Here is a 26,184-nt window from a genome sequence, read left to right as displayed (position 1 = left end):
TACTCGGAAATCATGTTAAAGCGGTTATAAAATATTCAATGATAAACCCGCACAGACTGCCATGGTAAGCTCAGCGACTTGCTCATCAAATGTGCCTGACCATTCACCTTTTAATACTAAAGGCGGTTGTATCCAGCGCCAACGCAATCCCGTAATGATACTCTCTACCGCGCGTTTGCTACCTGTACCGTCAAGCCCCGCACGGATATAACACGCCACAGGCAGTCCTTGTTTTTGCTCTAGGACGGGGTAATAAATTCGCTCAAAAAAATCCTTGGTCAGCCCCGCCATATAACCAAAATTTTCGGTCGTGCCAATGATAATGGCATCCGCTTTTAACACATCTTCCACTTGGGTTTGTAACGGTGTTTTAACAATCACAGTGACGTTATCAATATCCGCTAGCTGTGTGGCGGATTTTGCAACTTCTGCTAATCGCTTGGTATTATCTGATGGGGTATGTAATACCAGTAGTAAATTTTTCATTTCACGCATATTTTACATCCTAAAATTTCATGATCACCCAATTTTGGCGAATAAAAAACCGCAAGGTGATGCGGTTTCAGTCAGCGGTTTAATCCGCAGGTGAGTCACGCCAAATTTAAGGACGGTGGATTTTATCGCCCACTTCCCCCATCATACCGCGCACCGTATTTAAGATATCAGCAGGCAGTACTACGGTTTTGGCATTGGGTGATTTTGACATATCAGTCATGGCTTTGATGTACTGCTCACCTAGTAGATATAGCAGCGGAATTTCGCGCTCGCCCACCGCTTCACTAATCAAGCGAATTGATTGCTCACTGCCTCGCGCCAGTACCACTTGTGCTTCGGCATCACGCCGTGAAGCCTCAAGACGTCCATCGGCTTCTGCAATCGCCGCTTGGCGTTGCCCATCCGCTTTGGTCACTGTAGCACGGCGTTGACGCTCCGCAGCTGCCTGTTCTTCCATCGCCATTTGCATGGTAGGCGATGGGCTAATATCTTGGATTTCCACAGTTTTTAGGGTAATTCCCCAATCGGCAATATCATCAGAAATTGACATTTTTAGCGCGGCTTTGATTTGGTCACGCGATGATAGCGCACTGTCAAAATCCATGTCACCAATGATAGAACGCAGTGAGGTTTGTACCAAATTACGAATACCTTGCTCGTAATTCTCAATACCATATACAGCGCGCTCTGGATGCACGATATTGATATACGCCACCGCATTGGCGATAATCACGACGTTATCACGGGTGATTACCTCTTGCGATGGAATATCTAGCACTATGTCTTTGGTGGTTACTTTATACGCCACGTTATCGACATAAGGAATGATAAAATTCAACCCAGGCTCTAAGGTCTGATGGTACTTACCCAAACGCTGTACAATCCATTTAAACCCTTGTGGTACGATTTTTACCCCTTTATAAAGGGTAAATAGCACAAAGGCGACCAAAAAAATACCAATACCGCTCAACGCTTCCATGACAATTCCTTTATTGATGCTTATTAATGCCTATTGATGCTTGGTGGATTCTACAAGCAACTCATTTCCAATGACATCCACCACAATGGCTCTATCGCCAACTGCCAGCGGCGCGCTCTGATAGCTACGACACACCCATTCATCCGCCCCAAAAATTGGCACACTAAAACGAATCTTGCCCAATTTATCTGCTTGCGGACTTTGAACAATCATGCCTGTTTCCCCGATGATAACCCCCGAACCCAATCCTGCTGTGGTACGATTTTGCATATACGGCTTGATAAATTTAAAACCAATGATAGTAAAAATCACCGACAGTATCAGCCATACCATCAGCCAAAAAAACCAGCTAAACGGTAATAACCATGACAAAGCGGCCACCACAATCGCCGCCACACCAATCGATAAACTCACAAAACTGGTCAAGAATAGTTCAAGAATAATCAGCACTAACCCCAAAATTAGCCAGTGCCAAGGCTCAATTAGCATATCCCCACCTTGATTTTTAGTATACCAAACCCATTATGCAAGATTATGAATTTAAAAACAAATGCCGTCATTTAACCCGCTATCTTTGTCACATTATGCACTATCAGCTATCAACTGCTTGACCGTACAGACCGCTAATTGTGGTTAATGATTGCACAAAGATGCGTTTTTTCCTATAGTGGTCAATGACCCTTTCATCTCTAGAGTCCCAAAAAATACGATGAGCCTTGATGCCCTCAAACTTAGTAACCAGTTATGTTTTCCCATTTATTCACTGTCAAAAAGTATCACTAACCACTATCGTCCCCTGCTAAAACCCTTGGATTTGACCTATCCACAGTACCTTGTCATGCTGGTGCTATGGGAAAAAAGTCCACAAACTGTCGGCACATTGGGCGATTTTTTAGACCTTGATACCGGCACACTTACCCCTTTACTTAAAAGACTTGAAGCCAAAGGCTTTGTGCACCGTGAACGTGCCACCCAAGACGAACGGGTGGTACAAATATCGCTCACTGCTAAAGGGGATGACCTGAAAATCCAAGCCGCTACCATTCCCAGTGCTATGTTGGCTGCCATGCAGTTAGATGACGAAGCGATAGATCTGCTACAACAAGTAGCACAAAAACTCTGCCCGACTCATACAGAGGTTTGTCCCCACAATCTATTACCCAAAAACTATTAAACAAATTTTCATCTTTAAGCGCTATCTGCCTAAGTCTTATCTATTATCATGCGTCTTGTTAGGGTATCGTTAGATTTAGCATTTTTGGTCATTTGTTATTAGTTTGTATGCAGCCTGTGAGAATTTTATTACCTTGTCTAGGCACTGAAAATTATATTGTGTAAAATATAATTTTTTAAAACCTAAATGCTATGGCAAATGTTGTAATGCCTATCGCCGATTTTTTTTATTCATTCACGCAAGTTAACAATTCAAAAAAGGTACGCTTATGAAAATTTTTTATAAAACTCCAACCGCGATCTCAACCGGTGGCCGCTCAGGTCACGTTGCACTAGAAGATGGTTCACTGGGCTTTGATTTACAATCCCCTGAGCAAAATAGCACAGGCGTCAACCCAGAAAAATTATTTGCCATGGGTTATGCCGCTTGTTTTGACAATGCGTTGACTCATGTGGCACAGCGGATGAAGCTAGAAGGCGTCAGCTCAAAAACCTCAGCGGTTGTGGGACTGGGCATGAATACCCAAGGCGGTTATGCGCTTGACATCGATTTGTATATTGAACTTAGCGGCGTCAGCGAAGAGCAAGCGAAAGACTTGGTTGAAACGACGGACAAAGTCTGCCCGTATTCCAATGCCGTGCGTGGCAATGTCGACGTACGTCTGCATACCCAAGTAGTCGCATAATCAATTTAACATAATTTCCATTGCAAGCGGCGTGCTCAACTTCCAAAAGACCAGTTCCCGCACATTCACCGTTTTGTTGAGCAAGTTGAAAACCACCCAAGTTATGTAAAAGCCAATGATAAAATTGGTAAAATCGAGCTTGAAAAACTTGGGCAATAATCTTTATCACTATATTACTTTATCACTACTATATTAGGAATATTTCATGTCACTGATTGAGAATTTACAATGGCGCCATGCCGTCAAAGCCTTTGACCCAAACCAAAGCGTGAGTCAAGAAAATATCGACAAAATCATCGAAGCCGCTCGACTTGCGCCCACCTCATCGGGATTGCAGCCATTTAAAGTTATCGTGGTCAAAAACCAAGCCATCAAGGCGCAGCTAGTGGCTGGTGCGCTCAATCCTGACTGCATGAAAGAATGTTCTCACGTGCTTGTTTTTGCAGGTTGGCAGGATTATAGCGCCGAAAAAATTGATACCGTGTATGACATGACCACAGATGAGCGTGGCTTGCCTAGAGGACGTTTTGATAGTTATACTTCCATGCTCAAAGCAAGTGTGGCTAAAAAAAGCGCAGACGAAAACTTTGAACATATCGCTCGCCAAGCTTACATTGGCTTGGGACTTGCGTTGGCACAAGCAGCAGAGCTTAAAGTAGACAGTTGCCCTGCCGAAGGCTTTGACCCTAAGCTGATTGACGAGGTATTAGGTTTAGAGAAATTAGGGCTAAAAAGTATCGTAATCATGTACGTGGGTGTTTCAGATCCAGCACGTGATTGGATTGCGCCTATGGCAAAAGTACGCGTAGCCACAGAAGATTTTGTTATTGAATACAATTAATTCATCAGCTAGCAAAAAAATCTCTAAGAACAACCCTCTAAATAGCTTATTTAGAGGGTTTTTTATATCTACAATGGGCAAGTGATATTGGTTAAAGCAATTTGTACGGGGATAAGCTTTATGAAAAACGGATTTTTTTAATAATCATCTTTATTGACAGCGAACCGGTAGATTGACAATACCTACCACCGGTACGCCATTTTTGGTAAAGGGGTTAAATTTGCCGCTCTTAGCCTGCATAGACAGTTGTCTATCGACTCTGACATTGCCGGTCGATTTGGCTAAAGTGACGCTGGTTGGATTGCCTTGTTTGTCCACCGTATAGCGAATAATCGCTGTTAATGCGCCGTTTTCCAGGTCTTCACTATGACAGCTAAAGCTAGGTTGCCGCCGCCAACTTGCTTGCCCTGCCGAAAAGCTCACAGGTGAATTATTTTGCGCTTGTTGGGCTTCTTTATCCTTGTCGGCTTGTTGTTGTTTTGCCTTTTCGGCTTTCGCCCTAGCTTCATCTGCTTGTCTGGCTTTGGCATCAGCTAGCGCTTTTTGACGATCTATTTCTGCTTGTTTGCGCTCGCGCTCTTGTTGTTCAATTAATTGGTTGTCCAACGCTTTTTGCCGTGCAAGCGCTTGTTGGCGTTCCAATTCTTGTTGCCGTTCCAATTCTTGTTGTTGTTTTAAGTCTTGCTGTCTGGCGAGTGCTTGTTGGCGCTCAAATTGTTGTTTTTGCGCCTGTTCGGCTCGTTCATTGGCGAGGGCTAGTTGCCTTGCCATGACAATGTCTTGGTCAACTTGTGGCGGCTTGACGATAATTTTTTCGGCTGGTTTCGACAGTTCGGGTAATGGTTTAATCGGTTGTTCTACAGGTTTTTTAGCCATAGGTTTTTCAACCGTTTTCTCAATAGGCTTGCTGATGGGTTTTTCTATCTTCTTTTCTTCTGGTTTTTCTGCTATTTTTTCTATGGGCTTTTCTGTTGGCTTTTCGACGGGCTTAGGTAGTTGTTTTATCGGTTGTTGCTCGGCTGTTACCGTCATCTCTTCAGGCTTGGTTGGCGCAGGTGGTGGCGCGATAAAGCTAATTTCTAACGGTGGCGTGACTTTGGGCGGTTTGATATCAGGCGTTGCCATATTTGCCAAGCTAATCGCTACGATACCATGTAAGCTCAATACACCAATCAGTGCCAACGTGCCCGACTTTTTATCGACTATGCTGCTAATATCGTTTGAGAAATGGGCTGGACTAAAGTTAGCGTGACGTTGGATAGACATAGTTATAGCGCTGTATGTTTAGGGAAACTTTTGAAATCGCTGTATTATAGTGTGAATGATAATCGTTATCAATATCTTAAATGATATTAATTCTTATTTATAAAAATTAATGATAATTATTATCATCAGTGCTATGATTTGCTATTTTAAAACTTTGACCTTGGGCAAATCATGCTAACCACCCAATCGCTTACCGTCATGCGCCAACAAAAAACCCTCTTACACAACATCAATGTCACCATTGATAAGGGAAAAATCTATGCTTTAATTGGGCATAACGGTTCGGGCAAATCGACCTTAATTAAAGCTTTGGCAGGGGAAACCACCCCCACTAGCGGACAGATTTTATTACAGGATTTTGCTGACAAATCAATCCTTGATTTACCGCCAAAAACCTTCGCCCAACAAGTCGCCTATTTACCGCAAAAATTGCCTGATGCTAGTCAATTTACCGTTGCCGAACTGGTGATGTTAGGGCGATACCCTTATCAAAAATGGCTACAAAAGCCTACGCCACAAGACCATACTAAGGTGCGTGAAGCAATGGCGCTGACCCAAGTCACGCCGTTTGCCGAGCAATCAGTGGCGACGCTGTCAGGGGGAGAGCGCGCCAGGGCATGGCTTGCCATGTGTATCGCCCAAGATACGCCTTATTTGCTACTTGATGAACCACTTGCCCCGCTCGATATCGTCTATCAAGTTGAAATACTGCGTCTCATTCGTGATTTGGCACGGCAGAAAAACAAGGCGATTGTGATTATTATTCACGATATTAATCTTGCGGCACAGTTTTGTGATGAGTTTATTGCGTTAAAAAATGGCAAGCTTTGTCATGTTGGTGATATCGCCAGTACCATGCAACCGCAAGTGCTTGACCAGATTTTTGGTATCAATTTGCATTTATTAAGTCACCCAGTCACCGGTAATAAAGTGGCGGTGGTGTGATGAGAGCTTTTTGCTTGCTGATTGTTTTGCTTTTTTTGACGGCTTGCCAGCCTCAAGCGGATTTAAAGCTTGAAGCACCGCCTGCAGATGCTCACAGCGTCAAAGTCATCACCCCTGATTGGGCGGTGGCTTCGACACTCACCGCCCTAGGCTATCCACCGATTGCCACAGGCGATACCAAAAGCTACCGTGAATGGGTGGGCACACCCGCGCTGCCAAGCGATATCGTCGATATTGGGGAGCGATTTACCCCAAACTTTGAACAGCTTGCCCAACTCACCTTAGCTTCTAACAATATCGTAATTATTGATAATGATTTTTATGCCCATTTAAGACCGTCTTACGGCAACACACCCCATAAGTCGGTAAGTTTTATGTCAAAAAACGCGATAGCGACTTGGCAGGACTATGCTGAACCGACTCTTCAGCTGGGTGAAATTATTCATCAGCCGCAACGCGCCCAGCAATTTTTAACCCAGTCAAAAAAACAGCTTGGCGAGCTTGGTGCGACATTTCGCCAAAAGTATCCCCACATCAAAAAAATTGCGGTAGTGCAATTTGCCGATAGCAATAATTTGCGGATTTATACCAACAATAGCCTATTTCGACCGACATTTGAGGTGATGGGGTTACGTTTGATTACCCTTGAAGATCAGATGGGTAAAGGCAATCTTTGGGGATTTAATTCGCTGGCATTGAGTGATTTGGCAAAACTTGATGATGATACCTGTTTGGTAGTGGTTGAGCCGTTTAGTCCTATGCTACGTCAAGAATTAGCCAAAAATTTGCTGTGGCAGCGGCTAGGCTATGGCGCAAGGGCTGAAAATAGCCGCTGTATGGCAGTATTACCGCCGATTTGGCTATATGGCGGTGTGTCTTCTATGGTGGTATTTGGCGAGCGATTAAATCAGGCTCATTGGTTAGGGGGCAAGGCGCATGGGTAATAAAACTAGGCTACAACAGAACCAGCGAGATAACCAGCGAATTACCAAACCCTTTAATGCCCCTACCCTTTGGCTTTTTAGTGGCTTATTGTCACTGATTTTAATGACCACGGCTTTGGTTGTTAAAACCACTTGGCATGATACATTGGGGTTATTATTTGCCCGTTCACAGTCGCTAACCTTAGCGCAAATGGTAGCGCAGTTACAAATTTTGCCGACTATGTTAGTGGCGATATTTGCCGGGGGATTATTGGGCATAGTCAGTGTCTTGCTACAACAATTGGTCAAAAATACCCTTGCTTCAGATAGTACGCTGGCGGTAGGGACAGGGGCACAATTAGCTTTATTAATTGTGACGCTGTTTTTTCCCAGTTTTGGCTTGTATGGTAGCTTTTGGGTGGCATTTTGTGGGGCATTGCTGAGTATGGGCTTGGTGTTTGCGATTGCTGCCAACAGTCGTATGAATTCTGTGGTGCTCATTTTGGGTGGTTTGGTGGTCAATATTTTGTTTTCTGCTATTTCCTCACTGTTGATGATTTTTTTCTCAGAAAGGGTTATGGGGGTCATGGCATGGGAAAGCGGTAACTTAACCCAAACCAGTTGGCAAAATAGCCAGTTTTTTGTGCTAATAAGCTTAATCTTGCCCGTTATCTTGTTGTTTTTGGTCAAACCTTTAACCATCATGAGCCTTGATGAACGCCAAGCCAAAGCCTTGGGAGTGCCTGTGGCTGCTGTGCGTATGCTGGTAGTAACCCTTGTTGCGGTAGTCACGGCAAGCGTTGTAAGCCGCGTGGGCGTTTTAAGTTTTGTGGGCTTGGCTGCGGCAAGTGTCGTTAATGTAGTAGCGATTCGCCCGATTGGGCAACGCTTAATGGCAGGATTTGCCTTTGGGGCGATGCTGTTGTGGCTCACTAATAACATTGTGATGCTGCTGTCACCCTGGTTCAAACCATTACTTAATATTACGCTGCCTGTCGGGTCGGTCACAGGGATATTAGGTGCCGGGTTGATTATTTGGTTGGTCATTGGACAAAGTAAACAGCCCATGATTGCCGAACAAAGCCCTAGCCTGTTGGTCGGCAAACGCCGATATTTTGGTGGCGGTTTTTGGGCGGTTGCGGTAGGGTTGTTGCTGCTTGTGACGCTAGGTGTATTAAATATTTCCCCTGATGCGATGGGCAGTTTTGGGTGGCATACCGAGGCAAGTTTTATCGAGAATTTTCGCCTGCCGCGTACGCTATCGGCAATGGCAACAGGTCTAATGCTGGCTACCGCAGGGGTACTATTACAAAACTTGACTCGAAATCCGATGGCAAGTCCTGAAGTCATGGGCATCAGTTCAGGTGCGGCATTGGGGGTGGTATTGGTGTTCGTGCTCAGTCCAGTGATATTAGGCACACTGGGACTGGCAACCGATTCTTTTTGGGCATTGGGATTGCCTTTATTGGGCGGACTGTTAGGTGCGGGTTTGGTGTTACTGTTGGTTTTGTGGCTTGCTCGTCGGCTATCCTCAAGCTATTTGTTACTCGTCGGTGTGGCGATTTCTGCATTGATGGGTGGTATTTTAACTTTAATCAAACTGTCAGGCGACCCTCGCTTACAAGCGATGCTTAATTGGCTGTCGGGTACAACATACCATGCTTATCCCGTGACAGCGTGGGCATTAATGGTCATTGGTACAATGTTATTTTTGCTCAGTTTTTTGCTACTAAAGCCGCTTAGGGTGATTAGCCTAGATGAAACGATGGCTCGCAGTTTGGGCGTATCAGTAAAACGTAGCGAAATACTGATTTTTAGCCTTGTAGCGGTGTTAAGCACTGTTTCGACATTGGCGGTTGGACCGCTAAGCTTTATTGGATTGATGACGCCGCATTTAGCTAAGACACTCGGGGCAGTGCAGTTACCTCACCAATTAGCCTTATCAGCGCTACTGGGCGCGGGACTGATGTTGATTGCTGATTGGGTGGGACGTTATGCAATTTTTCCCTATGAAATACCTGCGGGCACAATTGCTTCCATCGTAGGCGGTTTATATTTTTTATGGTTGATGAAAAGTATGAAAAATTAAAAACATAACTTCTTTGATTGCGCTATCATTACTTATTGTAAATAGAAATAATAATTGTTATCATTCGCAAAAATGTTTTATCTATTGTCTTTTGAGTGATTGAATATGCGTTTATCCCTATTATCTTTGGCCGTGCGTTCAGCTTTGGCAGCCAGTACGATTGGCTTATTATCAACCGCGGCGATGGCAGAAGAAGCAAATACCACGGATGCTGCCACAGAAACCCTACTCGATGAAATCGTGGTTACCGCAAGTGCCGATGCGTCAAAAACTGGTTTACCGCCAGCCTATCAGGGTGGGCAAGTCGCCATAGGTAGCCGTATCGGTATTTTGGGTAATAAATCGACCATGGAAACGCCTTTTTCCACCACCGCCTATACCAATGACTTTATTTTAAATAAACAAGCGGATTCTGTTGGCGATATCCTAAAAAAAGATTCAACAGTGCGTGTGGCTCGTGGCTTTGGTAATTTTCAAGAAGCTTATCTGATTCGCGGATTTGTCACCAACTCTGACGATACCATGATGAATGGCTTATACGGCATTATGCCGCGTCAATTTATCGCAAGCGAGCTATTTGAGCGGGTCGAAGTACAACGTGGCGCTAGCACCTTCCTAAATGGCATGGCGCCTGGGGGTAGTAATAAAGGAGGCACAGTCAATTTGCTGCCAAAGCGTGCCACTCAAACACCGATTCGTAAAGTCACTATCAGTAGCGAAAATGCCGAAAATGGTAAAATTGCCCTAGACGTGGGACAACGGTTTGGCGCAAATCAAGCGTACGGTGTGCGTGCCAATGTCGCCTATCAAGATGGCGGTACGGCAGTCGATGATGAAAAAGCCAAATTGGGTTTGGTCGGTTTGGGCTTAGATTATCGCCAAGATAACATGCGGTTATCGGCAGATTTGGGTTATCAAAATAACGACTTACAAAAAACACGCACCAATGTCACCTTGTCAGGTTTAACCCGTGTACCCAATGCCGCTGATGCCAAAAGCAACTGGTCGCAACCGTGGAGTTATTCAAATGAAAAAGATGTGTTTGGTACATTACGCGCTGAATATGACCTTAGCCCAAATTTGACTGCGTATGGCGCGTATGGCTTTCGTCATGGTGAAGAAGAAAACTCGCTTGCTAACTTGACGGTCACCAATCTTAATGGCGATGGCACCACCTACCGCTTTGACAATGCCCGTGAGGACGACATCAACACAGGCGAAATCGGCATCCGTGGGAAACTGACCTCAGGCAAAATCAACCATAACTGGGTTGTGTCTGGCAATATCTATAAAGCACAGACAAAAGCGCCTTATCAATTTGACTGGCAAAACACACTAACGACCAATTTATATCACCCAACCTCGTACGCCAAACCCAGATGGTCAGCAAAAGCGTTGGCAGGTGGCGATATCAACCATCCTACCAAGACAGGCGAAACCACCCTCACCAGTGTGGCATTGGCAGATACCCTAGCCTTGATGGATGATAAACTTCAAGTGACCTTGGGGGCAAGACACCAAACCATTGAAGACGAAAGTTTTGACCCCACCACCCAAGCCAGTAAGGGCAAATATAAAGAAAGTAAAACCACGCCTGCGTTTGCCCTATTATATCGCCCTAGCAATGAATGGTCAGTCTTTGCTAACTATATGCAAAGCCTCAGCAAAGGCGAAACTGCCCCTCTCACCACTACCATCGATGGCGTAGCAACTGAGCTGACCAATGCAGGTCAAGCCATGTCACCGTACGTCACCAAACAAAGTGAAATCGGCGTGAAATACGACCGCGGCGTTATCGGTGCAGGTCTCACCGCTTTTCAAACCAACAAGCCGCGTTATACTACCGTTGATACTACCTTTGAAGCGCACGGCAAAAACCAACATAAAGGCATTGAGTTCAATGTATATGGACAACCCACCGCCAATATGCGAGTGCTAGGCGGCGTGACCTTCCTTGATACCCAACAAAAAGACACCGGTAGCGATGCCACTGAAGGTAAGCAAGTTATCGGTGCGGCAAAACACCTGTTGAACCTAGGGCTAGAATATGATTTACCACAACTAGACGGCTTAACCTTAACAGGCGATGTCATCCATACCGGCAAACGTTACGCCAATGATGCCAACACCCTAACAGTCGATGGCTACACCACTGTGGATTTGGGCGCGAGATATAAAACCCAACTTGCTGGTAAAGCAGTCACGCTCAAAGGGGTGATTGCTAACGTCACCGATAAAGACTACTGGTCATCGGTGGGCGGTTATGAAAATACGGCAGGTGACAACGGTGCGGGCTATCTTACCTTAGGTGAGCCACGCACATTGAAGCTGTCAGCGACCTTTGATTTTTAATTTTACCCATTGTTAACGTTTGCCATCGGATGAAGCTTGCTTTGTCCGATTTTTATTTGAGACTGCCTAAAAAATAAAAGCTAAACAGGAAATACATGTTCCCTACTACCATGCCCCTTATGACCCTCATCTGGCAACAGCACCGTATTGCCTTTATCAAAGTCATCTTGCTCAATCTGCTTAATGCCTTGGTGAATGTCGCTATTATCGCCTTTATTAACCGTTTTTTAATCGCAGCAGTCGGCACTGATAATCCCCTCTTAGGCAGTTGGCAGATATTAGCGGTGTTTTTGGTAGCGATTATGGGTTTATTAGCGACAACGTTTATGTCACAGCTTGCCTTGACTAAGTTAGGGCATCGCTTTGTGTTTGAATTACGTTCGCAACTGATAAAACGTATCTTAGACACTTCAATCGCTCAAGTTGAAAAAATCGGTAGTGCCAAGCTGTTAGCCAGCTTAACTACCGATGTGCAGTCGATTACCGTGGCGTTTGTACGCTTGCCTGAGCTGGTGCAAGGGGTGATTATCTGCACAGCGACTGCGATTTATTTGGGGTTTTTATCTCTGCCAATGCTGCTTGTGGTCATGGGGTGTATTACGCTGACCATTTTTATCAGCAGTAAACTCGTTGGTCATGTATATGCTCATTTAGCCACATTACGAGAGATCAATGACGCACTGTATCAAGATTATCAAGCAGTGATTGATGGACGAAAAGAACTTGCCTTAAATCGTGAACGTGCCAACCGTCTATTTACCCATGATTATCAACGCCATGCAAGCGACTATTTCAACCATATTGTCAAAGCCGATACTTTTCATCTGTCAGCCGTAAGCTGGTCAAATATTATGATGTTTGCCGTAATTGGGGTGATTTATGCCCTAGCCAATATTTATCATTGGGTAGATACCGCCACCGCCACTACGTTTGCCCTCACCGTATTATTTATCCAGACGCCTCTACTAATGGCGATTGGGGCATTTCCCACCGTGCAAACGGCTAAAGTTGCCTTGGAAAAAATACAATCATTACAGCTTGCCGACTATAGCCCCGATTTTGATACCCAAATTTTAACCCCAAATTGGCAAGTCATTACTTTTAAAAATATAAATTATCACTATGACAATAGCGCAAATTTTGGCTTAAAACATATCAACTTTACGTTAAAACGGGGCGAAGTGGTTTTCTTAATTGGCGCCAATGGTAGCGGAAAATCTACACTTGCCAAGCTCATCACAGGGTTATATCAGCCCAAATTTGCGGAAAATACCGGTATTTTTATCGATAATCAGCCTGTCGCCTCAGCACATTACCCCCATTATCGCCAGTTATTTTCAGCGATTTATAGCGATTTTTATCTGTTTAACACTGTGATGGGAACTGCACAAAATGTGCCCAATGCCGAGTTAATCGATAATTGGCTAGATATTTTAGCCATCAAAGAAAAAGTCAGCGTCACCGATAACCAACTGAGCGCCACCGAACTTTCGCAAGGGCAGCGTAAACGCCTTGCCATGCTGCTTGCTGTCGCCGAAGAAAAGTCTATTTTACTGCTCGATGAATGGGCTGCTGACCAAGACCCTGCCTATCGCCGTGTGTTTTATCACCATATTATTCCCATGTTGCAAAAAATGGGCAAAACGCTTTTTATTATTAGTCATGATGACAGCTATTTTGAAAAGGCAGATAGATTGTTGATGATGAAAAATGGTGAACTCAGTGAGCTTACCGGTTTGCAACGCGAAAAAGCCAGTCTAGATGCCATTAAAGTGATTGGTGAGCATTAAGATTCTATATGACCTCCCCTAAAACCTAGTAGCAGCTGATTAAATATAATTGCAAATGAGAATAATTATTGTTATTATTTTCATTAATTTTAATATACTGTAAATTTCTGTAACCATTTATTGTGGCGGGGTCACTTATGCGTTTATCTTTTTTATCAGTAGCAATACGTGCTAGTTTAGCGGTGGGTATTAGCCATATTTTTTCCAGTCCAGTACTGGCAGACGTCGCAACCAATAGCGAAGATGCACCTGAAACCACATTAGACACCTTGGTCATCCGTAGTGATGCTTACCGCACCACCGCTACCAAGACCGCCCTTGACCCCGAAAAAACCCCCATGAATTATTCTCGTATCGAGCAAGAGACATTGCAGCAACGCCAAGCAGACAGTGTGGCGAGTGCGCTGCGTTATGAGCCAGGTGTCAGTAGCGAAAGTCGTGGGACGGTTGGCATTTTTGATGAATACACCCTGCGTGGTTTTAAGAATTATTCCAACTTTTATGACGGGATGCGGCTACCGTATGATGGAACTTGGAATTTAATGCCCCAAGTCGATGCTTATGCCACTGAAGCCGTGGAAGTACTCAAGGGACCTGCTTCGTCACTGTACGGCTATAATGAGCCGGGCGGCATGGTCAATCAAATCGCCAAAACCCCAAAAAACACCCCCGAAAACGAAATCAGACTACGCGCAGGCACCAATAATCTTAAAGAAATCGCTATTGACAGCACAGGTCCTATTAACGATACCACCAATTATCGCATGGTGGCATTAGCCCGTGAAAAAAACGGACAAATGCAAACGACCGAAGAAAAACGGGTGCTACTCAATCCCTCTATCGAATACAAACCGAGCAAAAATATCTCGGTGCTTGCCAATTTGTATTATCAAGATGACCCTCATCAAGTCCCTTCTACCCCACTACCAAGTGTTGGCACAGTGTATAAAGCAAGTTATGGTAAGTTAGACGCGGATGCCTACGCCGGCGATAAATGGAATGATTTTAGTAAAAAAGTCTTTATGCCAAGCGAGACCATCAACTGGAAAATCAATGATTTGTTAACCTTTAAACATACCTTGCGTTACACCGATGCCGATGCCCAACAAAAAAATACCTACCATCAAGGCTTTAGCGAAGGTTCAGACAGCCAGCTCATACGCACCGCCTACACTACCGATGAAAAAATGACCAACTGGGCAACCGATAACCAATTGGCTTATAGTCTGATTACCGATAATACCTCGCACAATTTGCTATTAGGTGTGGACTATCAAAAAACAGACAGTACGGCCAAGTATGCAGATGCCATGTACAATGGCATACCCATCATCGATTTAAGCGATCCTGATTATGATTTATTTAGCAAAACTGCCCTTAGTTTGACAGGCTATCAACAAACCGATGATATTGAGCAAAGTCAATTCGGCGTTTATCTACAAGATGAAATGCAATGGAATAAGCTTACTGTGGTCGCAGGGTTACGCCACGATGATTATAAAAGCACCACCAAAACCACTGCCACAGGTAGTGATGCAAAAACCACCGTCAACGAAGCCAAGCAAACATCCGGGCGATTGTCAGCCCTGTATCAACTTGACAATGGATTTGCTCCCTATGTCAGCTACGCTCAGTCATTTCAACCATTATTGGGTGTCAACTATATTACAGGTGAAGCCTTTAAACCCACCACCGCCAACCAAGTTGAAGTCGGCATAAAATACAACTCGCCAGATAAAGCCACCAAAGCCACGCTGTCTGCCTACGATATCACGCGCAAAAATGACAAGGTCACTGCCATCGACTGGACCAAACAAACCCAAACAGGTGAAACTACGTCAAAAGGTTTTGAAATTTCTGCCGATCATCGTTTCAACGATTGGCTCAATGTGGGTGTCGGCTATGGTTATGTCGATTCCGAAATTACCAAGGATGAGTTTAATCCGCAACTGGTCGGCAATACCCCGCAACAAATTGCCAAACACAACGCCACACTGTGGGCAAGTATGAAACCCAACGCCAAAACCGCGGTGCAAGTGGGTGTGCGCCACATCGCTGGGATGCAGATTGATAGAGAAAACTCAGATACTTTGCCAAGCATCACCTTGGTCGATTTGGCTGGTAGTTATCAAATTAACCGCATGTTCGATGTGGGCTTGACTGTGAGCAACTTGTTTGACAAAACCTACGTGGGTAGTTGTTATGACCGCAATAATTGCTGGATGGGCGCAGAGCGACAAGCCAGTGTTAGCTTAACCGCGAAGTTTTAATCAGGTTCATAAATCTAAACAAAGGACTTGTGATGCCAAGTTCTTTCCTTATCGCCCTTTAACAAAAATTACATTCTATGCACCCAGAAAATCTGACTTTATTTGATGACCCCGAAATTGCCGACATCATCGATCACATCAACGAAGACCACAGCGATGATATGAAGCACATGGCATTAGGCTTGCTAAACTTAACCAAGGTCCAGCAAAAAACCTTAAAAAATGCGACCTTACGCCAAATCTATCAACAAGGCTTACTGTTGGATCTGCAATTTGCGCAAAGCGAACAGCACTTAGACAATCAGCTTTTGGCATTTAGTGAGCCGACCCAAACCCTTGAAAAATTTAACGACCAGTATGTCGCCTTATTGCAGCGCAGTGACCGCAAACAAGGTAAAAAAACCATTGACATCAAGCAGCGTCAATTTTGCCTGCAAAGCGTGGAAGCGGTTAGTCACCATATGTATCGTTTGACAGTGCAAACAGATAGCGATTTATCCGATTTACCGGCAGGTTATGCGTTTTTGTTTGATGTCAAACTGCCCGACACTGACCTAAAAAAACACCCCCGCCCCTACCGCTATTACACGCTTCGCAAGGCATGGCAAACTGTGAATGAAAACGGTGAAACGCAAAACCTGGCTTGGATAGATATTTATTGTCATGGAGAAAAAAACGGCGAAATCAGTCTTGGCGAAACCTGGGTAAAATCGTTAAAAACAGGCGATGTGTTTACCAGTGAGCGAGAATTCCCCGAAAAAATCGACCATCTCACTTTCAATCAGCCACAGGGACAAAGTCTATTAATCGCTGATGAAACCTCACTGCCGACCGTAGCCAGACTGTTAGAGCAGTCGCCAATGAGCGAGCAGACAATACCGCCGATTGTACTGACCTTTTTGCAAAGCCAGCAAGATTTGGCTTATTTAGAAGACGTTTTAGCCCAGTATCCTGCAACGGTATTGCCAATTGTGGCGAATGATAACCAACTGCCCCATACGCAGATTTTTACGATACTACAAGATTTTTTACAACAACATCCTTACAAAATTGACCACATCTGGGGTGGTCTTGAAGCGACAACAACGAAAAAACTGCGTTCGCTATTGGATGAGTTATTACAGTTAAGTCGGGATAATTGCGTACTAAAAGTGTATTGGCGAGCAAGCTAAGGATTATTCCAGTATTGGGCAAACAATCAGATGCATACGTGAGTGCTTAGTCGTAACAATTGGTTGTTTGCAGGGTCGCTTAAGACTAGGCAGCGGGCAGCGAATTTTATTAGCCCCTAGCTATTCATCATTTTGTCACGCAACCTTTCTATGATATTTCACAAATTTATCAACGCTCTTATTTGAGCCTAATTTAGTGAGCGATCATGAACTATAAGACCCATCATTATAAAAACCATCATTATAAAAATACGCAAATCAAGCGCATTTGTCTCACCACATCCATGATTGTAGCAAGCATGTCACTTGTTGCTTGTAATAACAATGATAATGATAGTAATGACCCTAAACCACAGCAAATCGCTACCAATACGAACCTTAACTTTACTATTCTTGAAACGTCAGATTTGCATAATAATGTCATGAGTTATGACTATTACAAGTTAACAGAAGACAAAAGTTTGGGGCTTGAGCGAACCGCAACGCTTATCAATAACGCTCGTAGTGAATCTGCCAATAATATCTTGCTAGATAACGGTGATACCATTCAAGGTAGTGCTTTAGGTGACTATCAAGCAACGGTGAACCCTGTCAAATGCGACGAAACACTGGGCATTTATAAGGTTATGAATGACCTAAAATATGATGCAGGTACGATTGGTAACCATGAATTTAACTATGGGTTGAACTATCTTAATCAAATTACAGGCAGTCAGTTTAATGTTGATGGCATAACCGCAATTGCCAGTGCTTGTAAAGGACCTGACTTTCCCTTGGTTTTATCCAATGTCATTAGTTCTCGCAATAATCAGCCACTGTTTAAGCCTTATAAAATCATTACCAAAACCTTTACGGCAACCACACCAGACGGTAAGACGGTTACCGTACCGCTAAAAATTGGTATCATTGGCTTTACCACACCCGGTATTATGCAATGGGACAAAAAATGGCTAGACGGTAAAGTCACCACCGCCGGTGTGAAAGAAATGGCAGAAAAATATGTGCCACAAATGAAAAATGAAGGTGCAGATGTCATTGTCGCCTTGTCGCATGGTGGTATTGATACCTCACCATACAGTCCAACGATGGAAAACGCCAGTTGGCATCTATCGCAAGTGCCAGGTATTGATGCGATTTTGATGGGACACACACATCAAGTGTTTCCTAATGCTAGTAGCAAAGACACCCGCTTAGACCAGGCAGGTATTGATAAAGTTAATGGCTTGTTAAACAACGTACCTGCTGTCATGCCAAGCTTTTGGGGTAAAGGGTTAGGCGTCATCAAATTGAATTTAACCTTTGATGGCAAAAAATGGGTCGTCAATAAAAACAATACCAAAGTGGAAGTGCGTACTATCCAAAATGCTGATAAAACTTTTGTAGCAGCTGACCCGCGAGTGGTTCAATTAATTCAAGCAGAACACAATGCCACTATTAATTATGTCAAAACGCCAATCGGTACATCCGATTTCTCAATGACTTCTTACTTTGCTGATGTGGGTGATGTGTCAGCGATTCAAGTGGTCAACCAAGCCCAAGCCAATTATATCAGCGATTATATTAACGCCAATTTGCCACAATATAAAGATGTCCCTGTCTTATCAGTGAGTGCCCCATTTAAAAGCGGATTTGCAGGGGGTTCAGATTATACGGATGTTGCTCAAGGCAATATCGCCATTAACAATGCGGCTGATTTGTACCTGTATCCAAATACCGTGTTTGCAGTAAAAATACAAGGCAGTGATATCAAAAAATGGCTAGAGAATTCCGCCAAACGCTTTAATCAAATAAACCCAAGTCTTACCACACCACAATCGTTAATCAGCACTTTTCCTGGGTATAACTTTGATATGTTTACCTCACCCGATGTGCAATATGAGATTGATGTGACTAAACCTATCGGTAGCCGTATCCAAAACTTAACCTACAAAGGCAAGCCGATTGAAGACAACGCACCATTTATCATCGCAACCAATAACTATCGTGCATCAGGTCTAAAGGAATACTACAGCATCAATAGTACCAATGTAGTTGAATCACCGGATGCCAATCGTGATGTGCTGATTAACTATATCAAAGCGGCTAAGAATTTATCATTAACCAATAATGGTAGCAGTCGTAGCTGGCGGTTTGTCAAAGTGAAAACAGCGGGTCCTGTAATCTTTAAATCGAGTGCAAACAAAATTGACTTTGCCCAAAAAGCAGGATTAACCAATATTAGCGTCGTAAATAATGATGACGGTTCAAATAAAGGCTTGGCAGATTATGCGATAGATTTATCAAAATAATCGCCAAAAAACTTGTATTTTATTTATCGTTAAAAAGTGTGGTAGTTGCCACACTTTTTCTATTTTATCAAGCGTTCAAAGATACATCGGACAAGCTTTGGCATGTCATCCATCTTAAGCTTATACCGGATTTTACGAGACTTGTATTTCGTTGTGTGGTTTTCATAAAGGTAGTGTCTCAGCGTTATAGGTCTCCGACAATAACCTATACAAAACGTATTAATCAGCCACAAAGCAAAACCCCCCTCACTATCAGTAAGGGGGTGTTTTGGAATAGGGAGCTGACGATGACCTACTCTCACATGGGCGAACCACACTACCATTGGCGCATTGGAGTTTCACTTCTGAGTTCGGGAAGGGATCAGGTGGGACCTCCAAGCTATTATCGTCAGCAAAGGGGGATAGAGGAATGAGTTGTTTAATAAAAGTAAAGTATCAGCTATATCAAGCGAGGTGATAATCGTTATTACCTACAAAGCCATTTAGGCGTTGTATAGTCAAGCCAAACGAGCAATTAGTATTGGTTAGCTACACATATCACTATGCTTCCACACCCAACCTATCAACGTCGTAGTCTACAACGGCTCTTTAGGGAAATCTAATCTTAAGGTGGGCTTCCCGCTTAGATGCTTTCAGCGGTTATCCCATCCGAACATAGCTACTCGGCAATGCGACTGGCGTCACAACCGAAACACCAGAGGTTCGTCCACTCTGGTCCTCTCGTACTAGGAGCAGATCCTCTCAAATTTCCAACGCCCACGGTAGATAGGGACCGAACTGTCTCACGACGTTCTAAACCCAGCTCGCGTACCTCTTTAAATGGCGAACAGCCATACCCTTGGGACCTGCTTCAGCCCCAGGATGAGATGAGCCGACATCGAGGTGCCAAACACCGCCGTCGATATGAACTCTTGGGCGGTATCAGCCTGTTATCCCCAGAGTACCTTTTATCCGTTGAGCGATGGCCCTTCCATACAGAACCACCGGATCACTAAGACCTACTTTCGTATCTGCTCGACTTGTGGGTCTCGCAGTTAAGCGCGCTTTTGCCTTTATACTCTTCGAACGATTTCCGACCGTTCTGAGCGCACCTTCGTACTCCTCCGTTACTCTTTAGGAGGAGACCGCCCCAGTCAAACTACCCACCATACATTGTCCTCAGCTCTGTTAAGCTTGAGTTAGAACCCCAACATTACCAGGGTGGTATTTCAAGGATGGCTCCACAGACACTGGCGTGCCTGCTTCAAAGCCTCCCACCTATCCTACACAGGTAAGGTCAAAGTTCAATGTAAAGCTGTAGTAAAGGTTCACGGGGTCTTTCCGTCTAGCCGCGGGTACACAGCATCTTCACTGCGATTTCGATTTCACTGAGTCTCTGCTGGAGACAGCGCCGCCATCATTATGCCATTCGTGCAGGTCGGAACTTACCCGACAAGGAATTTCGCTACCTTAGGACCGTTATAGTTACGGCCGCCGTTTACTGGGGCTTCGATCAAGAGCTTCGCTTACGCTAACCCCATCAATTAACCTTCCAGCACCGGGCAGGCATCACACCCTATACGTCCACTTTCGTGTTTGCAGAGTGCTGTGTTTTTAATAAACAGTTGCAGCGGCCTGGTATCTGCGACTGCCAATAGCTTTGTAGTGCGTGACTACTCACCATCGGCAGCGTACCTTCTCCCGAAGTTACGGTACCATTTTGCCTAGTTCCTTCAGCAGAGTTCTCTCAAGCGCCTTGGTATTCTCTACCTGACCACCTGTGTCGGTTTAGGGTACGATTTCTTTATGACTATCGCTTAGAAGCTTTTCCTGGAAGCAGGGTATTTGCCACTTCGCTGTACAAGTACAGCTTGCTATCAGATCTCATTAATAGTCTAGCGGATTTGCCTACTAAACCTAACTACATCCTTCCACTTGGACAACCATCGCCAAGCTGGCATAACCTTCTCCGTCCCTCCATCGCATCATAAACAAGTATCGGAATATTAACCGATTTCCCATCGACTACGCCTTTCGGCCTCGCCTTAGGGGTCGACTCACCCAGCCCCGATTAACGTTGGACTGGAACCCTTGGTCTTCCGGCGTGCGAGCTTTTCACTCGCATTGTCGTTACTCACGTCAGCATTCGCTCTTGTGATACCTCCAGCATGCTTTACAACACACCTTCACAGGCTTACACAATGCTCCCCTACCACTTAATTGAAACAATTAAATCCGCAGCTTCGGCTCCTAGTTTGAGCCCCGTTACATCTTCCGCGCAGGCCGACTCGACTAGTGAGCTATTACGCTTTCTTTAAAGGATGGCTGCTTCTAAGCCAACCTCCTAGCTGTCTGTGCCTTCCCACATCGTTTCCCACTTAACTAGGAATTTGGGGCCTTAGCTGGCGGTCTGGGTTGTTTCCCTCTTGACGACGGACGTTAGCACCCGCCGTCTGTCTCCCGGATATCACTCATCGGTATTCGGAGTTTGCATCGGTTTGGTAAGTCGAGATGACCCCCTAGCCGAAACAGTGCTCTACCCCCAATGGTGTTCGTCCGAGGCGCTACCTAAATAGCTTTCGGGGAGAACCAGCTATCACCGAGTTTGATTAGCCTTTCACCCCTATCCACAAGTCATCCCCTGGCTTTTCAACGACAGTGGGTTCGGTCCTCCGGTAACTGTTACGTCACTTTCAACCTGCTCATGGATAGATCACTCGGTTTCGGGTCTATACCCTGCAACTAGACGCCCTATTAAGACTCGGTTTCCCTACGGCTCCCCTATTCGGTTAACCTTGCTACAGAATATAAGTCGCTGACCCATTATACAAAAGGTACGCCGTCACATCATAAATGATGCTCCGACTGCTTGTATGCACACGGTTTCAGGATCTATTTCACTCCCCTCACAGGGGTTCTTTTCGCCTTTCCCTCACGGTACTGGTTCACTATCGGTCAGTCAGGAGTATTTAGCCTTGGAGGATGGTCCCCCCATCTTCAGACAGAATTTCTCGTGTTCCGCCCTACTTAATATGCTTCTTATAACCTTTCGAGTACGGGATTATCACCCTCTACGATTGACCTTTCCAAGTCATTCCTCTAAATTATAATCAGTCGGCTCCTCCCCGTTCGCTCGCCGCTACTAGGGGAATCTCTATTGATGTCTTTTCCTCGGGTTACTGAGATGTTTCACTTCTCCCGGTTTGCCTCGTAAATAAATTTACGATACCTGTCTTATGACAAGTGGGTTTCCCCATTCAGATATCGCCGGATCACAGGATATTGCCGCCTCCCCGACGCTTTTCGCAGGCTGTCACGTCTTTCATCGCCTCTGACTGCCAAGGCATCCACCATGTGCACTTCATTACTTGACTATACAACCCTAAAGGGTCGTATAGGTAATGGTAACGATCTTCACCTATGTTTACGCTTGATTCAGTTCTCTTTACTTTTAAGTAATCAGTTGTTCCAATCATTTCTTTGGGTCTGATTGGCTGATTACTAAGGTTAATTATCTTCGTTGGAACTTGATAATTAACCCAGACTCATTTCTCTATGTTGTTATTGAATTATCAGACCTTCGTCAGGTCGTGATTTCTGATAAAACAGATTGAAGTAATCTCTTAATATGCTTACTAAATTACTCTGTCTGCTTTATAACGTTAAGCTAATTATGGTGGAGCCAAGGAGAGTCGAACTCCTGACCTCCTGCGTGCAAGGCAGGCGCTCTACCAACTGAGCTATGGCCCCTAAGTAAGAGGTGGTGGGTCTAATAAGACTTGAACTTATGACCCCTGCCTTATCAAGGCAGTGCTCTAACCAACTGAGCTATAGACCCCGAGAACCGTTAAAAAATTGCATCGCAATTTTAGGTTCGAGCTAAAATCCTTTGCTAAGGATTTTAGTCTTAGCCTTGCTATTTGCGCTGCTGTAGATTAACGATTATTAGCTTATTTATACACAAGAACAACTTGCTGTGAATTCTCACTTAGTGCTTTAGTTAAGGAGGTGATCCAGCCGCAGGTTCCCCTACGGCTACCTTGTTACGACTTCACCCCAGTCATCGACCACACCGTGGTAAGCGCCCTCTTGCGTTAGGCTACCTACTTCTGGTGCAATAGACTCCCATGGTGTGACGGGCGGTGTGTACAAGGCCCGGGAACGTATTCACCGCAGCATTCTGATCTGCGATTACTAGCGATTCCGACTTCATGGAGTCGAGTTGCAGACTCCAATCCGGACTACGATAGGCTTTTTGAGATTAGCATCACATCGCTGTGTAGCAACCCTCTGTACCTACCATTGTAGCACGTGTGTAGCCCTGGTCGTAAGGGCCATGATGACTTGACGTCGTCCCCGCCTTCCTCCAGTTTGTCACTGGCAGTATCCTTAAAGTTCCCGGCTTAACCCGCTGGCAAATAAGGAAAAGGGTTGCGCTCGTTGCGGGACTTAACCCAACATCTCACGACACGAGCTGACGACAGCCATGCAGCACCTGTATGTGAGTTCCCGAAGGCACTCCCGCATCTCTGCAGGATTCTCACTATGTCAAGACCAGGTAAGGTTCTTCGCGTTGCATCGAATTAAACCACATGCTCCACCGCTTGTGCGGGCCCCCGTCAATTCATTTGAGTTTTAACCTTGCGGCCGTACTCCCCAGGCGGTCTACTTATCGCGTTAACTGCGCCACTAAAGTCTCAAGGACCCCAACGGCTAGTAGACATCGTTTACGGCGTGGACTACCAGGGTATCTAATCCTGTTTGCTACCCACGCTTTCGAATCTCAGTGTCAATATTATGCCAGGAAGCTGCCTTCGCCATCGGTATTCCTCCAGATCTCTACGCATTTCACCGCTACACCTGGAATTCTACTTCCCTCTCACATATTCTAGCACCACCAGTATCACATGCAGTTCCCAGGTTAAGCCCGGGGATTTCACATGTGACTTAATGAGCCACCTACACTCGCTTTACGCCCAGTAATTCCGATTAACGCTCGCACCCTCTGTATTACCGCGGCTGCTGGCACAGAGTTAGCCGGTGCTTATTCTGCAGGTAACGTCTAATCTAATGGGTATTAACCATTAGCCTCTCCTCCCTGCTTAAAGTGCTTTACAACCAAAAGGCCTTCTTCACACACGCGGCATGGCTGGATCAGGGTTGCCCCCATTGTCCAATATTCCCCACTGCTGCCTCCCGTAGGAGTCCGGACCGTGTCTCAGTTCCGGTGTGACTGATCATCCTCTCAGACCAGTTACAGATCGTCGCCTTGGTGGGCCTTTACCCCACCAACTAGCTAATCTGATTTAGGCTCATCTAATAGCAAGAGCTTTCGCCCCCTTTCACCCGTAGGTCGTATGCGGTATTAATTCGAGTTTCCCCGAGCTATCCCCCACTACTAGGTAGATTCCTAAATGTTACTCACCCGTCCGCCACTAATCATCTCTAGCAAGCTAGAGACTCATCGTTCGACTTGCATGTGTTAAGCCTGCCGCCAGCGTTCAATCTGAGCCATGATCAAACTCTTCAGTTTAATCTTTCTATCTATTGTCATCGCTATGCGATGTCAATAGATTTAATTTGTTGACTCAATTATTTATACTGTCTTTGCTCAAATAAACTTACGAGTATCTTCACTCTGACAATACAATTAATTAAAGTCTTAATTTTATCGCCCTAAGTGAAAATCCACACAAGTTGTTCTTGTGTTTGTTGTTATTTAGTTCACAACATCATCGGCTGATGTCGTTAAGAAGGTCGCTATTTTAACAGCTTATTTTGTGTTGTCAATAACTTTTTTCTTTAATTTTTTATGACCGCTCAACTTATATCTATATTAATTTAAGTTGTTGTTTTTACTACAGTTTGTGGCTGTAGTCGCTGCCAGTGAGTGCGTATTATACGCTTTTCTTTTTACCTGTCAATACCAATGGGAAAAGTTTTTTGATTTATTTTCAAATTAGTTTTTTATAGTTAAAGATAAGAATACTTACACTCATCAATATACTGGTCGCTAGGGTAATTAAGACAATTTTGGCTAGCTCTGGCGCTAGTGCGTTTGAGGGGATAGCTTCATCACTATAATGGCGAACCACTTTAAGATGCTTGGCAATCGGGGATACTAGAGCAAGTAGGCTTAATAGATAAAAATTTTGTCGCAAGGTCACAAAGGTGATTAGCAAAAAGTAAGCACCCAACAACATAAACCGATACAGGTGGCTCATGCTTTCTTTGCCTAGGGTGGTGGCAAGGGTATTCTTACCAGCGTGTGTATCTGTGTCAAAATCCCGCATATTGTTAATCATCAATACGCAAGTGCATAGCAGGCCGATCACCACTGCAGCAATAATATCCATCACGCGGATAAATTGTGTTTGTAGGTACACGCCCCCTAAGACATTAACTAAGCCGAAGAATAAAAATACTGCTATTTCCCCTTTCGCATTGTACCCATAGGGTTTTTTACCCATGGTATAGGTCACTGCGGCAATAATCGCGATGATGCCCAATGCTAAGAAGGTGAAGAAATCGGTCAGACTGTTAAAGCTCAGCCAAAGTAAGCCAATACCGCAGCCAAAAATAAACAGCGCCCAACTTATGATTAATTTCTTGAGGGTCTTGGGGTTGATTGTCCCTTGGGCAGTCTGTCTGTCGAGTCGATGGGCATCCGTACCTCGTATGCCATCGCCATAGTCGTTGGCTAAATTGGATAAAATCTGTAAGCCTAAGGCAACCCATAGGCTTAGCAAAAAGATTTGCCAATTTTTGCTGTTAAAGCTGCCAATACGGGAGTATGCCAACGCATTGGCTACTATGATGCCAGCCACCGCTAATGGATAAGTGCGTGGGCGAGTCGCTTGCCAAAATGCTTGTAAAAAATTGACCATCACTCACTCGAAACCTTGTATCACCAATTGCAACATCTAAATGGATTTA

The 26,184-nt window shown here is 44.7% G+C and carries 16 protein-coding genes, 2 tRNA genes and 3 rRNA genes; 11 read left to right on the top strand and 10 right to left on the bottom strand.

All coding sequences use genetic code 11. From position 1 onward, the window contains the following. Positions 1 to 24 precede the first annotated feature (24 nt). From LAJ61_RS06365 to LAJ61_RS06355, 3 genes are all read right to left on the bottom strand, one after another. Positions 25 to 495, bottom strand: coding sequence for a flavodoxin family protein (locus LAJ61_RS06365; protein WP_224053243.1), 471 nt, complete (start codon positions 493 to 495; stop codon positions 25 to 27). A gap of 106 nt (positions 496 to 601) precedes the next feature. After that, the gene (locus tag LAJ61_RS06360; RefSeq protein WP_036603224.1) at positions 602 to 1,474 is read right to left on the bottom strand and encodes an SPFH domain-containing protein; all 873 of its coding nucleotides are present in this window, start codon (positions 1,472 to 1,474) and stop codon (positions 602 to 604) included. A 30-nt stretch (positions 1,475 to 1,504) separates the two neighbouring features. Continuing rightward, on the bottom strand, positions 1,505 to 1,963 hold the full coding sequence (locus LAJ61_RS06355; RefSeq protein WP_036603227.1) for an NfeD family protein: 459 nt from the start codon (positions 1,961 to 1,963) through the stop codon (positions 1,505 to 1,507). 220 nt (positions 1,964 to 2,183) lie between these two features. On the opposite strand from LAJ61_RS06355, the gene LAJ61_RS11190 reads away from it, so the two are divergent. From LAJ61_RS11190 to LAJ61_RS06340, 3 genes are all read left to right on the top strand, one after another. After that, a complete protein-coding gene (locus LAJ61_RS11190) occupies positions 2,184 to 2,648 on the top strand; it encodes a MarR family winged helix-turn-helix transcriptional regulator (protein WP_224053242.1) in 465 nt (154 codons plus the stop codon). Positions 2,649 to 2,916: 268 nt separating this feature from the next. Then, on the top strand, positions 2,917 to 3,333 hold the full coding sequence (locus tag LAJ61_RS06345) for an Ohr family peroxiredoxin (RefSeq protein ID WP_224053241.1): 417 nt from the start codon (positions 2,917 to 2,919) through the stop codon (positions 3,331 to 3,333). 205 nt (positions 3,334 to 3,538) lie between these two features. Further along, complete coding sequence (locus LAJ61_RS06340; RefSeq protein ID WP_007117265.1) at positions 3,539 to 4,174, top strand: NAD(P)H-dependent oxidoreductase; 636 nt, start codon at positions 3,539 to 3,541, stop codon at positions 4,172 to 4,174. 150 nt (positions 4,175 to 4,324) lie between these two features. On the opposite strand, the gene LAJ61_RS06335 is transcribed toward LAJ61_RS06340, so the two are convergent. Continuing rightward, positions 4,325 to 5,440: a TonB family protein gene (locus tag LAJ61_RS06335; protein WP_224053240.1), complete on the bottom strand. Its 1,116-nt coding sequence runs from the start codon at positions 5,438 to 5,440 to the stop codon at positions 4,325 to 4,327. A gap of 171 nt (positions 5,441 to 5,611) precedes the next feature. Between LAJ61_RS06335 and LAJ61_RS06330 the strand changes: the two genes are divergently transcribed. The 8 genes from LAJ61_RS06330 to LAJ61_RS06295 all read left to right on the top strand — a co-directional run bounded on the left by LAJ61_RS06330 (position 5,612) and on the right by LAJ61_RS06295 (position 19,269). After that, positions 5,612 to 6,385 (top strand): ABC transporter ATP-binding protein, encoded by a 774-nt coding sequence (locus tag LAJ61_RS06330; protein ID WP_224053239.1) that lies wholly within the window; start codon positions 5,612 to 5,614, stop codon positions 6,383 to 6,385. After that, positions 6,385 to 7,329 (top strand): ABC transporter substrate-binding protein, encoded by a 945-nt coding sequence (locus LAJ61_RS06325; RefSeq protein WP_224053238.1) that lies wholly within the window; start codon positions 6,385 to 6,387, stop codon positions 7,327 to 7,329. The genes LAJ61_RS06330 and LAJ61_RS06325 overlap by 1 nt, the downstream gene beginning before the upstream one ends. Further along, a complete protein-coding gene (fhuB, locus tag LAJ61_RS06320) occupies positions 7,322 to 9,397 on the top strand; it encodes a Fe(3+)-hydroxamate ABC transporter permease FhuB (protein ID WP_224053237.1) in 2,076 nt (691 codons plus the stop codon). Before LAJ61_RS06325 ends, fhuB begins: the two co-directional genes overlap by 8 nt. Before the next feature lie 105 nt (positions 9,398 to 9,502). Further along, positions 9,503 to 11,749 carry a TonB-dependent receptor gene (locus LAJ61_RS06315; protein WP_224053236.1) on the top strand — a complete coding sequence of 749 codons (2,247 nt, stop codon included), beginning with the start codon at positions 9,503 to 9,505 and terminating at the stop codon, positions 11,747 to 11,749. Between the two features lie 95 nt (positions 11,750 to 11,844). Beyond that, entirely contained in the window at positions 11,845 to 13,539 is a 1,695-nt protein-coding gene (locus LAJ61_RS06310; RefSeq protein WP_310586005.1) for a multidrug ABC transporter permease/ATP-binding protein, read from the top strand. Positions 13,540 to 13,676: 137 nt separating this feature from the next. Continuing rightward, positions 13,677 to 15,809: a TonB-dependent siderophore receptor gene (locus LAJ61_RS06305; protein WP_224053235.1), complete on the top strand. Its 2,133-nt coding sequence runs from the start codon at positions 13,677 to 13,679 to the stop codon at positions 15,807 to 15,809. A gap of 77 nt (positions 15,810 to 15,886) precedes the next feature. Next, positions 15,887 to 16,981, top strand: a complete 1,095-nt coding sequence (locus tag LAJ61_RS06300) for an SIP domain-containing protein (protein ID WP_224053234.1) — start codon at positions 15,887 to 15,889, stop codon at positions 16,979 to 16,981. A gap of 206 nt (positions 16,982 to 17,187) precedes the next feature. Beyond that, the gene (locus LAJ61_RS06295; protein ID WP_224053233.1) at positions 17,188 to 19,269 is read left to right on the top strand and encodes a bifunctional 2',3'-cyclic-nucleotide 2'-phosphodiesterase/3'-nucleotidase; all 2,082 of its coding nucleotides are present in this window, start codon (positions 17,188 to 17,190) and stop codon (positions 19,267 to 19,269) included. A gap of 279 nt (positions 19,270 to 19,548) precedes the next feature. Here the strand turns inward: LAJ61_RS06295 and rrf are convergent. From rrf to menA, 6 genes are all read right to left on the bottom strand, one after another. After that, positions 19,549 to 19,662 (bottom strand): 5S ribosomal RNA (gene rrf / locus LAJ61_RS06290). A gap of 100 nt (positions 19,663 to 19,762) precedes the next feature. Further along, positions 19,763 to 22,622 (bottom strand): 23S ribosomal RNA (locus tag LAJ61_RS06285). 300 nt (positions 22,623 to 22,922) lie between these two features. Further along, positions 22,923 to 22,998 (bottom strand) — tRNA-Ala (locus tag LAJ61_RS06280). A gap of 11 nt (positions 22,999 to 23,009) precedes the next feature. Beyond that, positions 23,010 to 23,086, bottom strand: a tRNA-Ile gene (locus LAJ61_RS06275). Between the two features lie 163 nt (positions 23,087 to 23,249). Further along, positions 23,250 to 24,781 (bottom strand): 16S ribosomal RNA (locus tag LAJ61_RS06270). The 16S, 23S and 5S rRNA genes sit together here with 2 tRNA genes alongside, the layout of an rRNA operon. Positions 24,782 to 25,202: 421 nt before the next feature. Beyond that, positions 25,203 to 26,135 (bottom strand): 1,4-dihydroxy-2-naphthoate octaprenyltransferase, encoded by a 933-nt coding sequence (gene menA / locus LAJ61_RS06265; protein WP_224053232.1) that lies wholly within the window; start codon positions 26,133 to 26,135, stop codon positions 25,203 to 25,205. Positions 26,136 to 26,184 lie beyond the last annotated feature (49 nt).

Source organism: Faucicola osloensis (genome assembly GCF_020041925.1).
Lineage (GTDB): Bacteria > Pseudomonadota > Gammaproteobacteria > Pseudomonadales > Moraxellaceae > Faucicola > Faucicola osloensis_D.
Note: the sequence above shows the minus strand (reverse complement) of the source record. Positions and strands in the feature narration are given on the sequence as shown.

Bases quoted from the DNA above. Each gene is read 5' to 3' on its own strand.
- LAJ61_RS06340 (WP_007117265.1), top strand. From the start codon at position 3,539: ATGTCACTGATTGAGAATTTACAATGGCGCCATGCCGTCAAAGCCTTT.
- LAJ61_RS06315 (WP_224053236.1), top strand. From the start codon at position 9,503: ATGCGTTTATCCCTATTATCTTTGGCCGTGCGTTCAGCTTTGGCAGCC.
- LAJ61_RS06295 (WP_224053233.1), top strand. From the start codon at position 17,188: ATGAACTATAAGACCCATCATTATAAAAACCATCATTATAAAAATACG.
- LAJ61_RS06330 (WP_224053239.1), top strand. From the start codon at position 5,612: ATGCTAACCACCCAATCGCTTACCGTCATGCGCCAACAAAAAACCCTC.
- fhuB (WP_224053237.1), top strand. From the start codon at position 7,322: ATGGGTAATAAAACTAGGCTACAACAGAACCAGCGAGATAACCAGCGA.
- LAJ61_RS11190 (WP_224053242.1), top strand. From the start codon at position 2,184: ATGAGCCTTGATGCCCTCAAACTTAGTAACCAGTTATGTTTTCCCATT.
- menA (WP_224053232.1), bottom strand. From the start codon at position 26,135: ATGGTCAATTTTTTACAAGCATTTTGGCAAGCGACTCGCCCACGCACT.
- LAJ61_RS06345 (WP_224053241.1), top strand. From the start codon at position 2,917: ATGAAAATTTTTTATAAAACTCCAACCGCGATCTCAACCGGTGGCCGC.
- LAJ61_RS06300 (WP_224053234.1), top strand. From the start codon at position 15,887: ATGCACCCAGAAAATCTGACTTTATTTGATGACCCCGAAATTGCCGAC.
- LAJ61_RS06305 (WP_224053235.1), top strand. From the start codon at position 13,677: ATGCGTTTATCTTTTTTATCAGTAGCAATACGTGCTAGTTTAGCGGTG.
- LAJ61_RS06360 (WP_036603224.1), bottom strand. From the start codon at position 1,474: ATGGAAGCGTTGAGCGGTATTGGTATTTTTTTGGTCGCCTTTGTGCTA.
- LAJ61_RS06365 (WP_224053243.1), bottom strand. From the start codon at position 495: ATGCGTGAAATGAAAAATTTACTACTGGTATTACATACCCCATCAGAT.
- LAJ61_RS06325 (WP_224053238.1), top strand. From the start codon at position 6,385: ATGAGAGCTTTTTGCTTGCTGATTGTTTTGCTTTTTTTGACGGCTTGC.
- LAJ61_RS06310 (WP_310586005.1), top strand. From the start codon at position 11,845: ATGTTCCCTACTACCATGCCCCTTATGACCCTCATCTGGCAACAGCAC.
- LAJ61_RS06335 (WP_224053240.1), bottom strand. From the start codon at position 5,440: ATGTCTATCCAACGTCACGCTAACTTTAGTCCAGCCCATTTCTCAAAC.
- LAJ61_RS06355 (WP_036603227.1), bottom strand. From the start codon at position 1,963: ATGCTAATTGAGCCTTGGCACTGGCTAATTTTGGGGTTAGTGCTGATT.